Consider the following 16,290-nt stretch of genomic DNA (forward strand, 5'->3'; position numbering starts at 1 on the left):
AACAGCAGTATAACGTTTATGCGTAATATTGACAGATAATAATGGCCAACAAACTATTTAGTGCTATAAAAGATAAAGGCAAGAGCCTGGAGTCCGAAATGTCATTTTTCGAACACCTGGAGGCCTTGCGCTGGCATTTAATACGGGCCGCCATAGCCATAGTTATATTTACCTTACTGGCTTTTTATTTTCAACATTTTCTGATAGACACCGTCATTTTAGGTCCATGGCACAAGGATTTTTGGACCTATGGCGTAATGTGTAAAGTGGGCACCGCGCTCCATCTTGATGGATGGTGCTTTCAGGGTAGTACAACTAAACTGATAAACACCCAAATGGCGGGCCAGTTCAATTTAATGATGAATGCCTGCTTAACCGCCGGTATGGTATTGGGCATTCCGTATTTTTTGTATGAGGTATGGAAATTTATTAGTCCGGCTCTGCACGAGAAAGAAAAGAAAGCTGCTTCGGGTTTTGTTTTTTATGCCTCAAGCTTGTTTTTTTTAGGAGTTTTATTCGGTTATTTTGTCATTACACCTTTATCTGTTCAGTTTTTAGTAGGTTTTGATGTAAGTGATACCATTCAAACAATGATCGATACCTCATCCTACATGTCAACAGTAACCACGCTTACACTCGGTTCGGGGTTGGTATTTGAGCTGCCTATATTGATTTACCTGCTGGCCAGTTTAGGCGTATTGAACGCGGGCTTAATGCGCCGTACAAGGCGTTATGCCATACTTATTATTTTAATAATAGCGGCTATTATAACCCCTACACCCGATATGATGACCATGAGCGTAGTAGCGGTACCTTTACTGTTTCTTTATGAGGTAGGCATATGGGTGGCGGCGGGTGTCGGAAAGCGTAGAGATAAGAAAAATGAAGAGGTAATGAGCTCTTAATATAAAATACATTATCAAAGCAACAGCGATCGGTCATCAAACCCATCGCTGTTTCTTTTTTATAACAAAAAATCTACCTTAGCGTTAATTAACTGATCTTATGAAAAAAACACTCATAATACTGGCCTTTGCCGGATTAACTACCGTAGCGTGCGCGCAGCAAAATGCAGCGGCCGTAAAATATTCAAAAATTGTAAGTGCCGAATTAGCCAGGAAACATCTTACCATCATTGCGTCTGACGAGTTTGAAGGCCGCGAAACAGGTAAACCCGGCGCGGCAAAAGCCGCGAAATACATAGCCGATGAATTTAAAGCTTTAGGATTAAAAGCTCCCGTAAATGGCTCTTATTTTCTGGATGTTGAAATAGTGGAACCCTCCTTTACAGTAAACGCGTTAACCATTAACGGTAAAGCATATACCATAGGCACAGATTTTTCGGCAACGGGAAGCACCGGTACCAAAACGGTAGCCGCAACAGATATTGTATTTATTGGATATGGCATTGGCGCTGACACCTATGATGATTTGAAAAACACGGACATAGCAGGCAAGGTGGTGCTGTACATTAACACCGGCGAGCCCGTAAGCAACGGAATATTTAAAGTTACCGGTACTGATAAAACCTCTAACTGGAGCACAGACCGTAGCCGTCGTATTCAATTTATTCAAAGTAAAAAGCCTGCTGTAATTTTGGCGGTAAACCCGGCCGGTGCTGCTGTTAGACGCGCTGCAGGGGCAAGAATGACACTTAAAAGTAACGTTATTACCGCCCCGGTTTATACTATAACCCCTGCTATAGCTAATGATCTGCTTAAACCTGCAGGCAAAACCATAGCTCAGCTTAAGCAAGAAATTGATGCCAACGGCACGCCACAAACGCAAACTATAAAGGCTGATTTTGCTACCACATTCGCAGGTGTAGAAACACCGGTAAAAGCGGTTGACGTAGTAGGGGTGCTGCCGGGCCGTGATCCGAAACTTAAGAACGAATATTTGGTAGTATCGGCGCATTATGACCACATAGGCATGTTGCCCGAGGGTACAAAGGGCGACCGTATAAACAATGGAGCTGACGATGACGGTTCTGGCACCACCGCTATGCTTGAGATAGCAAGGGCTTTTTCGCAGGCTAAAAAGGCAGGCAAGGGCCCGCGCAGAAGCATTTTGTTTTTGGGTAATGTGGGCGAGGAAAAAGGACTGCTGGGTTCTGAATATTATTCAGAGCATCCCGTTGTGCCTATGGCCAATACTATTGCCGATTTGAATATTGATATGATTGGCCGTGTGGGCGAAGAGTACATTGGCAAGCCCGATTCTGCCAATACCGTCTATGTAATTGGCTCGTCTATGTTGAGTTCTGATCTCCACAAAGCAGGCGAGAAAGCTAACAACACTTACACCAAACTAAACTTAGACTATAAGTATGATGACCCGAACGATCCTAACAGATTCTACTACCGTTCAGATCACTATAACTTTGCCAAGCATAACGTACCTATTATATTCTATTTTAATGGGGTGCATAAAGATTACCATGGGCTTGGCGACGACGTAAGTAAGATCAACTTCCCTTTATTAGCCAAACGCGCCCAACTGGTTTATTTTACAGCATGGGAGCTGTCCAATGCCGATAAGCGACCGGTAGTTGACAGTAAGAGCAATAGATAAGCAATAATCAACCATAAGCCACCTTGCAAAGGGTGGCTTTCTTATTTAACAGTTATTTGTTGTTTGCCAAAACCTAAACCGCCGTCCATATCTGTACCTTCAACTATTACCGTATAATTGGCGGCCTTGTCAGCGCTGTAAAAAGATACAGTGGCTTTGCCATTCTCATCTGTAATAACATTTGGCTCCCAAAAAATGGTAGAGCGCAGGTCGGTACCTAACGCGGTGCCTTTATTGGAAACATTGTATTTAGGACTGTAAAATTGCTTAGCCAACGTGTAGGGAATGGCCTTATATAGGGCGGTGCCCGGCGTTACTTTCATAAAAGGGCCTTGTTTGGCACGCGTTGTTATTTCTATAAAAACATAACTGTCGGCTGTCATGGTGTTGTTTTTATTTAACCCCAGCGAAGCGTGATATTCGCTGGTGTATTTTGTCTGTTGCATAATCTCAATTCCCGAAATGTCTTCTGCAGTAAAATAGTCCAATATAGGCTTGATATTATGATACCTGGGGTCTACAACGTTTGCCATTGGAGTAAAAAAGAAGTCCAGATCAATTCCATCAAACACAAAGCGCACCTTTTTTCCGTTCCAAACATACGATAGCGGATCTGAACCCTCTCCACCAACCATAGACCGCCAATGCCAAAAACCGCCCTGAGCAATAAAAGAGGGAAATTTCTCGCTAAGCATGTCTCCCAGTGATTTTTTTGACGGCATTTTTTTTAACTCTTCTTCATCTATAAAAAAATCCGCTTCGCCTGGTCCGTTGAGGTTTTTTGATCCTTTTATAACTTTTTTTGATTTGATGTTAACCATCTTAAGCACATTACCCTCGCCCTTAAATGCCGATAAGGCATTTTCTTCGGCTATTTTTGTTCTGGTGTTGTTAAGCAGCGTACTATCTGCATTAAAATACCATGGTGCAATTAACGGCAGCGGAGCAAATACAGGTGGATGTAACTCATCCATATCTATCTTTACATTCATTTCTTTGCCTCTTTTGTTTCGTGCCTGTAATTTAAAAACAGCCACTGTATCAACCGGGAACAAACCTTTAAAAATAAATTGCCCGGTGTTATCTGTCAAAGTGTCTTTTATGGCGGGCGGGTTATTAGCAAACAATACCACGTTTGAATTTTCAATAGGTTTACCAAAAGCGGTACTTACCTTGCCTGTAACAACAAACTCTTTTTCGGGTTTAAACGCGTAAGGTAGCATGGTATGAAACACCTCCTTCCAGTCGTAACCTATCCAACCCTGGGTAAGCATTAAATTATCCAAATCGACCTCTTTGTTCGGCATAAAATAGTAGGCGGGATCCTCAATGTCTCCTTTAAGGTCAGAAGTAAGCAAAAAGCGGTTGAGTATATTACTTCCAAGACTGTCCTGTTTTATCTGGCTGTTGTCTGTTACTGCTAAAGAGAAATTCCCCTCCACCGGTTCGCCGTCATTATCTTTTACCGTTATGTCTAAAGTAACGCTGTCGCGCAGGTTATAGGAAAGCTTATGAGGTTTAACAGAAACTTTCAGCCCATCATGTTGATTAATAAAAACAATACGCTCATTAATGGGCTGATAACCCTGTAGTAGTGTAAACCTTGTAATACCGCTGGGAAAAAGCGCTTTGGCTACCTTGAAACGGCTGGCTCCGTTTAGATTGACTGTTTTAGCGAAGCATAGCACACCCTTAGCCTGCCCAACAATAGTATAGCTGGCGTTTGCGTTGGGCGTGCACAAAAGTTGGATCTGCAGGGAATCACCTTCGGTTTGCGTAACCGACAAAGCTGTTCCGCCGGGTTTTACAGATGGTAATGGATAGGTTTTTGCAATACCATCAACCTTGGTCAAATAAGTTTCGCCGGCGGCCGGAGTAAAAGTAAAATTACCCATGCCCGCGTAAGCCGAAGAAAAAGTGGCCACTTTATTCCCTTTGCTATCCAGTATATTACCTTTTACAGCAACACCCTTGCCGTCCTCGCCAATGGCCTTGAAACCAACTTTTGCGGTAAGGCCCGCCACTAATTGCCCCCCCTCGGGCATAAACTGCAAATCCGTATTTTCTTTACGGTTTATGCTAACCGGGATGGTTAGTACGCCGCTACCCGCAGTTGTGGCCTGAATACTTAAAGCTCCTGTTCCCTCAGGCATAGTAAAATTCGCTTTAACAGAGCCGTCGGCACTTGTCATAACCTTGTCTTTTGACAAGTTCTTCCTGCCATTCATTATCTTCAGTTCCACGTCTTTAAAAGCCTGGATACTACCGTCAAGCGCTGTAAACAGGAGTTCGACTTCTACCTTATTGCCAACCTGTTTAAAGTTTGCCTTTACCAGTAGTGGGTTATTTGCGCTTTTTGCTATGGTAAGGGTTTTTTTAAAGATATAGTCGTCGCCAAAATTGCGCATCCAGTTAGTGTAGGCGCGCAAACTATAACTACCGTGGGGCACCTCAGCGCTATCCAGGGCTATGTCTCCCCATGCCAGGCCGTTGGCTACCGGTACCATAATACGCTTGGTGCTTATGCCCTGGGCGTTATCCAGTTCTACGTAAAGCAAGCCGCTCTGAAGCGCGGGTGTCAGATAATCTGCATTAAGCAGGTACGCTTTAAAGCGCAGTGTGTCGCCGGTACTGTAATAAGGCTTATCAGTTTGTAAGTGTAGCTTTTCAATTGGCTTAAGTTGGCGGATGTTATTTAACGCGGTAGAAAAGTTTTTAATCTTGCCGGCGATAATCTGCGCAGAGCAGTTCGGAGCGAGGCAGCCTGACAGTACTGCCCAAACTAAAACACTTAAAGCTAACCGTTTCATAACCTATTTTATTTTGATCTGTTGTTTGCCAAAACCCAAAGCCCCATCAAGATTTGCCCCTTCAACAATAACTGTATAATTTGCCGCCTTGTCTGCACTGTAAAAAGATAGCTTGGCTTTACCGTCCTTATCCGTAATAACATTAGGCTCCCAGAAAATAGTAGAGCGCAGATCAGTACCAATAGCAGTTGTTTTGGTTTTTGCAGTGTATTTTGGGCTATAAAATTGTTTAGGGAGGGTAAATGGCACAGGTCTGTGCAGATACGTTCCGGGCGTAACTTTCATCCAGGGGCCTTGCTTGGTACGGGTAGTAATTTCTATGTAAACGTAACTGTCTGCAGAAATATTCAAATACTCATAACTACCCCCTTCTATGCTGCCATGGTAAGCATTAAGGTATTTAGTGCTTTCCATTATTTCAATACCACTTACATCCTCCGCTGTAAAATAGTTTAAGACGGATCTAATAATATTGTAGCGATCTTTACCGCCAAGCTCCGGGGTTGGATGCAGGCGGTCAAGCGGGATACCGTCAAAAATAAGTCGTATTTTTTTTGTTCCTATAAGGTAAGGTAACGGCCTGGTAAAGAATCCCCCGCCTAATATACGTCCACCCCATAAGCCCCCAATTGGCTTGAAATTAGGAAACTTCTCAATCAGCATTTCTTCAAGGGTTGTTTTTGAAGGTTTTTGCTTTAACTCGTCCTCATCAATAATATAGTCAGCCTCCCCTGGTCCGTTCAGGTTTTTAGAGTCTTTTATCGTTTTTTTTGATCGGATGTTTACCTCCTTAAGCATATTGCCCCCCAGGCCTGATAAAGCAATTGATTCAATTACTTTGCTTCGCGAGTTATTGAGCAGGATGCTATCCGTATCAACATACCAGGGTTTAACAGGCAACGCCTTATTAAAGGCCGGTGCAACATTTTCATCTACTTTTATAGCTACATTAAACTCCCTATTGTTTTTATTTCGGGCCTGCAGTTTAAAAATAGCGGTATCAACCGGGAAAAGGCCCTTAAAGACAAAGCGGCCATCTTTTCCTGTAATGGTATCTCTAACTATTATCGGGCGATTAGATGCCAAAAAAATGCTGGATTTTTCTATCGGTTTACCAAAGGCGCTAACCACAGTGCCGCTGACTATAAATTCCTTTTCTGGCTGATATTCAAAAGAAGATGCGGGAGCAATGGCTTCCTTCCAGTCATATCCCACCCAACCCTGGGTTAGGAGTAAATTATCCAGGTCAGTATCATTGTTGCCTGCAAAATAGTACCCCGGCTCTTCTACAATGCCCTTCAAATCTGAAGTGAACAGCATGTTGTTTAATATATTACTGCCTAAACTATCCGGTTTTACCTGCCCGGCATCTGTAACCGCTATAGAAAAACTCCCTGTAGCGGGCTTATTGTCCTTATCAGTTACGGTAATATTGAGCCCTATACTATCACGAATGCCATAAGCGGGCAAATGCGGGGTTACAGAGATGTGCAAATCATCATGATGATCAATAAAAGCCAGCCGTTCGTTAACCGGCTCACCCGCATCATTAAGTAAGCTGAAACGCACTATGCCTGTTGGAAATAAACGCTTGGCTACTGATGCTTTTACATTTACCGAGCTGATAGTTTGCGCATAGCACACCACACCTCTGGCGTGTGCTATAAGATAAAAAGGGTGTTTTATGCCGGGCGTTGAGTTGATAATAAACTGCAAAGAATCTGCCCCCGCGTTTTTTACAGCCAGCGTTGTTCCTGCCGGTTTAACTGCAGGCAAAACGTAAGGCTTATTAACACCATCAATTATGGCTGTGTACTTTTCGCCGGGTGCGGGTGTAAATGAAATGCTCCCCATACCAGCATGGGCCGACTTGAAATTAATTACCTGGTTCCCCTTGCTGTCAACAATATTGCCGCTTACCGCTACGCCTTTCCCGTCTTCCCCTATGGCTTTAAAACCAACTTTACAACTTAAGCCAGCTACCAGGTGCCCGCCCTCGGGCATAAACTGAAGATCGGTGTTCTCTTTTCTGTTAACGGTAACGGGTATACTTAGCACACCGTTGGTGGCTGTGGCTGCACGAATTAGTAATGCATCCTCGCCCTCGGGAACAGTGAAATTAAAACCAACGCCGCCATCAGGGCCGGTGATTATTTTGTTTTTTGACAGGTTGCGTTTACCGCGCATCACCTTTATTTCAAGGTCTTTGAAACTGAACGTTCCGCCATCGAGAAAACTGAACTGTAGCCGCCCCTCTACTTTGTTTCCTGCCTGTATAAAATTGGCCTTTGCAAGTAACGGATTGTTAGATGGCTGCAATACGGTAATTATTTTTTCAAAAATATAATCGTTACCAAAATTGCGCATCCAGTTGGTGTAGGCGCGCAATGTATAAGTGCCGTTGGGTACATCGGCGCTATCCAGGGCTATGTCTCCCCATGTAAGCCCGTTTTCAACCGGCACCATTATCCGTTTTACGTTTTTACCCAGCTCATTATCTAATTCAACATAAAGTAAACCGCTGTTGGTTGATGGCGTAAAATAATCGGCATTGAGCAAATAGCCTTTAAACCTCAACGTATCGCCTGCATTGTAATAAGGCTTATCTGTTTGCAGGTACAGTTTCTCAACAGGCTTTTTCTCGCGCAAATCATTCAATGCTGATGACAAACTTCGGAGTTTAACGCCGGGACTCTGCTGCGCATACGTGTGTTGCCCATGCAGCCCGGCGATAGCCATAAACAGAACGCTAAAGAAAACCGATCTGTTCATTGCTATTTTATTTTGATCTGTTGTTTGCCAAAACCCAAAGCCCCATCAAGGTTTGTCCCTTCAACAATAACTGTATAATTTGCTGCCTTGTCTGCACTGTAAAAAGATAGCGAGGCTTTACCTTCTTTGTCTGTGATTATGTTGGGTTCCCAAAAAATGGTAGAGCGCAGGTCTGTACCCAATCCCGCCGTTTTATTCTTTACGGTATACTTTGGGCTATAAAATTGTTTAGGTAAGGTAAACGGAAGCGTTTTATGTAAATAGGTGCCCGGCGTAATCTCCAAAAATGGGCCTTTTTTTGCTCGTGTGGTTATTTCAAAGTAAGCAAATGCGCCAAACCTCCCCATGCGTTCCCTGTCCAGCTCAAATGCTGAGTTGTAAGCGTTGGTGTATTTAGGGTTTACCATAAGCTCAATACCCGTAATGTCTTCGGTTGTAAAATAATCCAGGTAGGTTTTTATATAGTTGTACCGCTTAGTATCCAGTGGCTTTTCCATCATTTCATCAGGATAAAATCTATCCAGATCTATCCCATCTATTATAAAGTGTACTTCCTGGTTGCGCAGGGTGTAGCTTTGCCTCCAGGGTTTATGCTGGTTTTTTAAGATAAGGCTGGTTATTAAGTCCCGCTCTCTTTGATCCGGTATCAGTGCAAGGTCTCGTGCTATGTTTTGTGCTCTTTGGAATGATTCAGGATATTCCCGTCTGGGTGGTGTAAAAGCTGTTACGCCAAAGCCCGGAAACCTTTGTTGCAACAGTTCGGCAAGCGTCATTTTATCCGCCTTTTTCAACTCTTCCTCATCAATTATTTCATCCGCTTCTCCTGCTCCGTTTAGGTTTTTTGATTCCTTTACAGATTTTTTTGCCTTAATATTTGCTTCATTCAGCACTGTGCCTTCACCTTTGTATTCTGACAGCGCTTTTGACCCCGCCGTTCTGGTACGCGAGTTATTTAACACAATGCTGTCTGAGTTTAAATACCAGGGACTAATCATTTGAGCAGGCGCAAAAGTGGGCAGTTTTATCAGATCCATCTCAATCCCCACGTTAAACTCTTTGCCTTTTTTATTCCTGGCCTGTAGTTTAAAAATTGCCGTATCAACCGGGAACAAACCTTTAAAAGCAAAGCGCCCCGTGTTATCCGTCAGCGTGTCTCTAATAATAACAGGGTGTCCGCTCAATAGCAGCACATTAGATTTTTCTATCGGCTTCCCGAAGGCGTTGGTAACCCTGCCTGCAACAACAAACTCTTTTTCGGGCTTAAAGGCAAAGGGCAGTTTAGGTTGAAACGCCTCTTCCCAATTGTAACCTACCCAGCCCTGTGTAAGCATCAGGTTGTCCAGGTTATCTACGTTATTACCTGTAAAATAGTAGCCCGGATCTTCAATATTGCCTTTTAGATCAGAAGTAAGCAACAGGCTGGTTAGGATATTGCTGCCCAAACTATCAGGTTTAACCTGGTCGTTATCTGTAACCGCCACAGAAAAACTTCCCGTTATTGGCGCGCCATACTTATCAGTTACTTTTATGGCTAACGCGATGCTATCACGAATACCATACGAGGCTTGATGAGGAATTGCTGAAACGCGCAACTCATCGTGATGATTGATAAATACAATACGTTCGTTAACAGGCAGATTGGCCGGGCTAATCAAGCTAAAACGAATAATGCCGCTGGGAAACAGACTTTTAGCTATTTTTTTATTTACCGGGAAATTGTAAACGCTCTGCGCATAACACACCACCCCCCTTGCATGCGCAATTAAGTAGTAAGGGCCCTTTATGTCTGCAGTTGCTGTAATCAGTAGCTGCAAAGAGTCGGTATTTGTTGTGTTTACCAATAAGGATGTACCGCCCGGTTTAACAGTGGGTAAAATATACGTTTTGGCAATACCATCAATTGTAGCCGAATACACTTCGCCTGCCGTGGGGGTAAATGTAAAACTACCCATACCTGCATACGCCGAAGCGAAGGCAGCCACTTTATTCCCTTTGCTATCCAGCACGTTACCTGTTACGGCAACGCCCTTGCCATCCTCCCCAACGGCCTTAAAGCCAACTTTTGCGGCCAGACCCGCCACCAAAGCACCGCCTTCGGGCATAAATTGCACATCCGTATTCTCTTTGCGATTGATGTTTACCGGAATACTTAACAAACTGCTCCCGGCTGTTGTAGCCTGTATGCTCAGCGCCGCCGTTCCTTCGGGCGGGGTAAAATTTACTATTGCGGATCCGTCGGCACCGGTAACCACTTTGTCTTTTGATAGATTGCGTTTGCCGCTAACCACTTTCAGATCAACATCCTTAAACGCCTGTATGCTGCCCTCAAGCAGGCTGAATACTAATTGGGCTTCCACTTTACTGCCCGTTTGTTTAAAATTGGCGTTAACCAACAAGGGGTTACCTGCGGTTTTTGATACAACAATGTTTTTCTTAAAAATATAGTCCTCGTCAAAATTGCGCATCCAGTTGGTGTAGGCGCGCAAGGTGTAAGTGCCGTTGGGTATATCGGCGCTATCCAGGGCTATGTCTCCCCATGTAAGCCCGCTTTCAACCGGCACCATTATCCGTTTTACGTTTTTACCCAGCTCATTATCTAATTCAACATAAAGTAAACCGCTGGTGGCTGAAGGCGTAAAATAATCGGCATTGAGCAAATAGCCTTTAAAGCGCAAAGTATCGCCTTCGCTGTAGTAAGGCTTATCAGTTTGCAGGTATAGTTTTTCAATAGGTTTAAGCTCACGAATGGCGGTTAAGGCATCGGTATAGGTCTTAAGTTTAGAGGGGAGAACTTGCTGGCCATAAGTAGCCTTGCACAAAAAAGCCACGCTTAAAACAAATACAAAAATATACCGGCCTATATGCTTGCTCATTATGGTATTGCGTAACTAATGCTAATTTGTTCTGTAAGGCTTGTAATCGACTAAGAGTTTAGTCATACCAAACTTAGCTAACACAATTCATAATGTCAAGAGGGTAAAAAAATACCTTACATAGCCGTGCGTTTCTAAATAGCCCTTAAAAACCCTAACTTAGCGCTATGAGTACCATTGCCGAGGAGTTTTTGACCGATGCTGAGAATAAGGCCTTTGACACAGATCACAGGCGTATAATTAATTATAACATCGCGAAATACGATACGGCTGTTGCGCGGGGACTTTCGCGGATTATTAATATGGACAATGCCAAGCGCCGTGGCCATGTAATAAAATGGAAAATGATGGAGAACCTGGATAAGGTTTTGCCGGAGTTTGAAGCCAATTTTCAGAAACGCGGCGGCAAGGTTATCTGGGCCAATGATGCCGCCGAAGCTAACAAGGAGATCTTAAATATCCTGAAGCGGGTTGATGCCAAAACCATTGTAAAATCAAAATCAATGGTGACGGAAGAAATTCATTTGAACGAGTTTCTGGAGAGCAACAATGTAGAATCTATTGAGACGGATCTGGGCGAATATATTGTACAATTGTTAGGGCAAAGGCCATATCATATTGTTACCCCCGCAATGCACTTGTCTAAGGAGGACATTGCAAAGCTGTTTCACGAGCGTTTTGGTACTCCGCCCGATGCTACGCCGGAACAACTAACCCTTAAAGCGCGTGAATTGCTGCGCGAAAAATATTTACGTGCCGATGTAGGTATAACCGGCGGAAACTTTTTAATTGCCGATACCGGCAGCGTAGCCATCAGCGAGAATGAGGGCAACGCACGTTTAACCACTACATTCCCTAAAATACATATTGCCATTGTGGGTATTGAGAAGATCATTCCTTCCATAACCGATCTTGACCTTTTTTGGCCCATGTTGGCAGGGCATGGCACCGGGCAAAATTTAACGGTGTATAATACCATACTAAGTGGTCCGCGCCAGCCCAATGAAACCGATGGGCCGGATGAGATGTACGTTATTTTGCTGGATAACGGCCGTACCAACCTGCTGGCACAAAAAGATCAGCGCCAAGGGCTTTATTGTATACGCTGCGGTGCCTGTTTAAACGCCTGCCCGGTTTATAAAAATATAGGGGGCCATACTTACAAGACCCCTTACAGCGGGCCTATCGGATCTATTATTACCCCGCATTTGCAGGGGATGAAGGAATTTAAGCACTTAAGTTACGCGTCAAGCTTGTGTGGTAAGTGCACCGAGGTATGCCCCGTTAAAATTGATATCCATAAAATACTATTGTTAAACCGTCGCGATGCCGTTAACAGCGGCTTGGTTACCAGTAAAGAAAAATGGGGCTGGAAAATGTGGGCCAAGGGCATGTTAAGCCGCAAAACCGAAGACTTTTTTGGCGGAAAAATGAAGAACTTTTTCCTGAAAACATTCTTCAAAAAAACATGGGGGCACTACAAAGAACTGCCTGATGTTGCCGAAAGATCTTTTGCCAAACAATGGGAAGAAAAGAATAACCCCTTAAAGTAAAGGCGTTTACTTAAAAAAAGCAATTCCTATTCAATAAAATTCATAATATTGCGGTGCTTAACGTGCAATTAATATGCTATGCATGGCAGGCCCACTGTTTGTTAGTACCCCCAAGCCCGATAAAATAAATTAAATGATTTTTGACCGCAGGAACCTTGACGATAACGCGCTGATCAACATCTATCGAAAGCTGTTATTTCCGCGTGTTATTGAAGAAAAAATGCTTGTGTTGTTGCGCCAGGGGCGCATTGGCAAGTGGTTTTCCGGCATAGGGCAGGAGGCAATTGCGGTTGGCGCGGCTATGGCCATGCAAACCGATGAGTATATTTTACCCATGCACCGCAACCTGGGCGTTTTTACCACCCGCAATGTCCCCTTTGAGCGCTTATTGGCCCAATGGATAGGCAAAGCCTCGGGGTTTACAAAGGGACGCGACCGCTCATTCCATTTCGGAGCGCAGGAGCATAAGATCCTGGGCATGATATCGCATCTGGGGCCTCAGCCTACATTGGCCAACGGTATAGCGCTGGCTGATGTGTTGAATAGGGAGGCAAAAGCCACACTTGTTTTTGTTGGCGAAGGCACTACCAGCGAAGGCGACTTTCACGAGGCTTTAAACATTGCCTCGGTTTGGAATTTGCCTGTTATATTTTTGGTTGAAAACAATGGGTATGCCTTATCAACCCCTGTTGCTCAGCAATACAATTGCAAAAATTTGGTCGACCGGGCGCTGGGTTATGGAATAGAGGGCAGGCAAATTGACGGTAATAATGTACTTGATATTTATTATACCATAAGCGAAATAGCATCTAACATACGCAAGCGGCCACGCCCCGCGCTGGTGGAGTGTATGACATTCCGTATGCGTGGGCATGAAGAGGCTTCGGGCACAAAATACGTTCCGCAGCAACTTTTAAGTGAGTGGCAAGACAAGGATCCGGTGCAAGCGTTTGAGGATTACCTGGTCGGCCAGGAGGTAATGCGGCGCACCTGGGGGCCTTATCTGCGTAATGAGTTTAACTCGCGCTTAGAGCCATTGATAGAGAAAACACTTGCCGAGCCAAACATAAGGCCCAATGTTTTTACCGAACTGAGAGATGTATACCGCGAGGCTGCACTGCCCCAAATAACTCCAAACAAAAATAAAACCGTTATACGCTATATTGATGCTATAACTGCCGGGCTAAGGCAGGGCATGCAAAAGCATGATAACCTTATTTTAATGGGGCAGGATATAGCGGAGTATGGCGGGGTTTTTAAAGTTACCGAAGGCCTGGTTTATGAGTTTGGTAAAACAAGGGTACGCAACACCCCTCTTTGCGAATCCGGCGTTATTGGCGCTGCCATGGGTTTGGGGTTAAACGGCTACAAGGCAGTTGTTGAAATGCAGTTTGCAGATTTTGCCAGCAGTGGCTTTACACAAATAGTTAATCACCTGGCTAAAACGCATTACCGCTGGGGCCAGAATGTTGATGTTGTTATACGCATGCCAACGGGGGCAGGTACATCGGGAGGGCCGTTCCACTCGCAAAGTAACGAGGCCTGGTTTGTAAAAACACCCGGTCTTAAGGTGGTTTACCCTGCTTTCCCTGATGATGCCAAAGGCTTGCTGATGGCAGCCATTGAAGACCCCAACCCGGTAATGTATTTTGAGCATAAGTTTTTGTACCGCAACCTTACAGGCGAAGTGCCCGATGGCGAAACCTACGTTGAAATAGGCAAAGCGCGTATTGTAAAAGAAGGCACCGATGCTACCATTGTAGCCTACGGCTACGCCGTGCATTGGGCATTGGAATATATGGCTAAACACCCCGACCAATCTATTGAACTTATAGACCTGCGCAGCCTGCAACCCTGGGATAGAAATACCGTTATTGCCAGTGTTAAAAAAACCGGTCGCGCGCTGGTACTACACGAAGATACTTATACCGGCGGTTTTGGGGCCGAACTTGCCGCTACCATAGCCGAAGCCTGTTTTGGCGTTTTAGACGCCCCGGTAATGCGCTGCGCCAGCTTAGATACCCCTGTGCCTATGGATAAGGGACTTGAAAATCAATTCCTGGCCAAATCGCGACTGGAAAAGGCGATGGGGCAGCTGATGGGTTATTAATACTTACTATCTTTCCCGCCTCGTAGCTAATTTAATTTTCAGCTGCACATTCTCACCCGCTACAGGGTAATATCCCTTACTATTTAGATAATAATATTAAATTTTTAAATGGTTTTTTAATATTACTTTGTAAGTTAACCACGTTATAATACTAAAATTAAGTGCCAAAAACCCCAGCAATTTATTACTGGCCGCAACCTGCTTTTGTTCGGCTTAGCCCTGCTTGCGCCCTGTACGGCAGCTTAATCAAAATACCGATACAAAACCCTTAATTTGTACTAAACCATAAAACCAAATATGAACCAAAATTCAACAACCGGACAGCAATCTGCCCAAACCAAAGGTTACCTTTTCCCTTTCATCATGGTAACCACTTTGTTCTTCCTGTGGGGCTTTATACACAATCTCGACCCTGTACTTATTCCTCACCTTAAAAAAGCATTTACGCTTAGCGATCTGGAAACGGCTTTCATAGACTCATCAGTATATGCTGCCTACTTTGCTATGGCTTTGCCTGCGGGATATTTTATGCGCAAATTTGGTTACAAAGGCGGTATTATTTTAGGTCTGGTTTTATTCGCTATCGGCTCGTTCCTGTTTTTGCCGGCTGCCGATACGCGCCAATATATATACTTTCTGGGTGCGCTGTTTATAATTGCTTGCGGCCTTACATTTTTAGAGACGGCAGCTAATCCATACGTTACCATTTTGGGTCCGCCTGAGACATCTGTTCAGCGCCTTAACTTCTCTCAATCTTTTAACGGATTAGCAGCGAGTTTAGCTCCATTCATTGGCGTAACTTTTATTATGTCTGACAGTGCCGATATCGACGCGAAATTGGCTACCATGCCTGTAGCGGAACAACAGACTTTTTTAAATGCGCAGGTAGACAGTGTTAAAACACCATACATGATAATAGGCATAGTGATATTGTTGATTGCTGTCATAGTTATATTTACAAAACTGCCCGATATAAAAGAAAATAAGGATGAGCTAGAGGGATCGAGCATCGGTCATGCACTTAAACACAGTCACCTTACATGGGGCATTATAGCGCAGTTTTTTTACGTGGGTGCCCAGGTTTGTGTTATTAGCTTTTTCTTACGATATATAACAGGTTCCACCGATATGCCTGAGAGCCAGGCAAAATGGTACCAGTTGGTAGCTGGTTTGGCCTTTATGGTGGGCCGTTTTGCGGGCACCGTTTTTATGCGATATATAGCACCCAACCGTTTATTAATACTCTACGCGCTGTTGTGCGCAATACTAACCAGTGTTGCAGTGCTGGCCGGCGGTATGTTGGGTATTTACGCTTTGATAGGTGTGTGCTTTTTTATGTCGATTATGTTTCCTACCATATTTTCAATGGGTATTGCCGGTTTAGGTAAGGATACAAAACTGGGTTCATCGTTAATTGTAATGTCAATAGTAGGCGGCGCTTTATTACCTTTGGGCCTTGGTTATATATCTGATGCCACCGGACAGATCCGCTTTGGTTATGTAGTACCGATATTGTGTTTCGTGGTGATAATGTTCTACGGGTGGAAAAAATGGGCGCCGGTTGTTAAAGAAGCCCCTATAGCAGCTAAAATATAAAT

Annotated in this window: 8 protein-coding genes; 5 read left to right on the top strand and 3 right to left on the bottom strand. The window is 44.1% G+C overall.

From position 1 onward, the window contains the following. The first annotated feature begins 41 nt into the window (after window positions 1–41). Together tatC and ACFQZS_RS12350 are read left to right on the top strand one after the other, a co-directional pair. A complete protein-coding gene (gene tatC / locus ACFQZS_RS12345; protein WP_377100643.1) occupies window positions 42–905 on the top strand; it encodes a twin-arginine translocase subunit TatC in 864 nt (287 codons plus the stop codon). Window positions 906–1,005: 100 nt separating this feature from the next. Continuing rightward, window positions 1,006–2,574, top strand: a complete 1,569-nt coding sequence (locus ACFQZS_RS12350) for a M28 family peptidase (protein ID WP_377100644.1) — start codon at window positions 1,006–1,008, stop codon at window positions 2,572–2,574. A 41-nt stretch (window positions 2,575–2,615) separates the two neighbouring features. On the opposite strand, the gene ACFQZS_RS12355 is transcribed toward ACFQZS_RS12350, so the two are convergent. The 3 genes from ACFQZS_RS12355 to ACFQZS_RS12365 are packed head-to-tail and all read right to left on the bottom strand — an operon-like array spanning window position 2,616 to window position 11,029. Beyond that, window positions 2,616–5,384 carry a hypothetical protein gene (locus ACFQZS_RS12355; RefSeq protein WP_377100646.1) on the bottom strand — a complete coding sequence of 923 codons (2,769 nt, stop codon included), beginning with the start codon at window positions 5,382–5,384 and terminating at the stop codon, window positions 2,616–2,618. Window positions 5,385–5,387: 3 nt separating this feature from the next. After that, a complete protein-coding gene (locus tag ACFQZS_RS12360; protein WP_377100648.1) occupies window positions 5,388–8,156 on the bottom strand; it encodes a carboxypeptidase-like regulatory domain-containing protein in 2,769 nt (922 codons plus the stop codon). A 2-nt stretch (window positions 8,157–8,158) separates the two neighbouring features. Next, window positions 8,159–11,029 carry a carboxypeptidase-like regulatory domain-containing protein gene (locus ACFQZS_RS12365; RefSeq protein WP_377100650.1) on the bottom strand — a complete coding sequence of 957 codons (2,871 nt, stop codon included), beginning with the start codon at window positions 11,027–11,029 and terminating at the stop codon, window positions 8,159–8,161. 167 nt (window positions 11,030–11,196) lie between these two features. Here ACFQZS_RS12365 and ACFQZS_RS12370 point away from each other — a divergent pair, with 167 nt between their 5' ends. From ACFQZS_RS12370 to fucP, 3 genes are all read left to right on the top strand, one after another. Then, window positions 11,197–12,582 carry a LutB/LldF family L-lactate oxidation iron-sulfur protein gene (locus tag ACFQZS_RS12370; RefSeq protein ID WP_377100652.1) on the top strand — a complete coding sequence of 462 codons (1,386 nt, stop codon included), beginning with the start codon at window positions 11,197–11,199 and terminating at the stop codon, window positions 12,580–12,582. 133 nt (window positions 12,583–12,715) lie between these two features. Continuing rightward, entirely contained in the window at window positions 12,716–14,692 is a 1,977-nt protein-coding gene (locus ACFQZS_RS12375; protein ID WP_377100654.1) for an alpha-ketoacid dehydrogenase subunit alpha/beta, read from the top strand. 297 nt (window positions 14,693–14,989) lie between these two features. Beyond that, window positions 14,990–16,288, top strand: a complete 1,299-nt coding sequence (gene fucP / locus ACFQZS_RS12380; RefSeq protein WP_377100656.1) for an L-fucose:H+ symporter permease — start codon at window positions 14,990–14,992, stop codon at window positions 16,286–16,288. Window positions 16,289–16,290 lie beyond the last annotated feature (2 nt).

This window comes from Mucilaginibacter calamicampi (genome assembly GCF_042676765.1).
Lineage (GTDB): Bacteria > Bacteroidota > Bacteroidia > Sphingobacteriales > Sphingobacteriaceae > Mucilaginibacter > Mucilaginibacter calamicampi.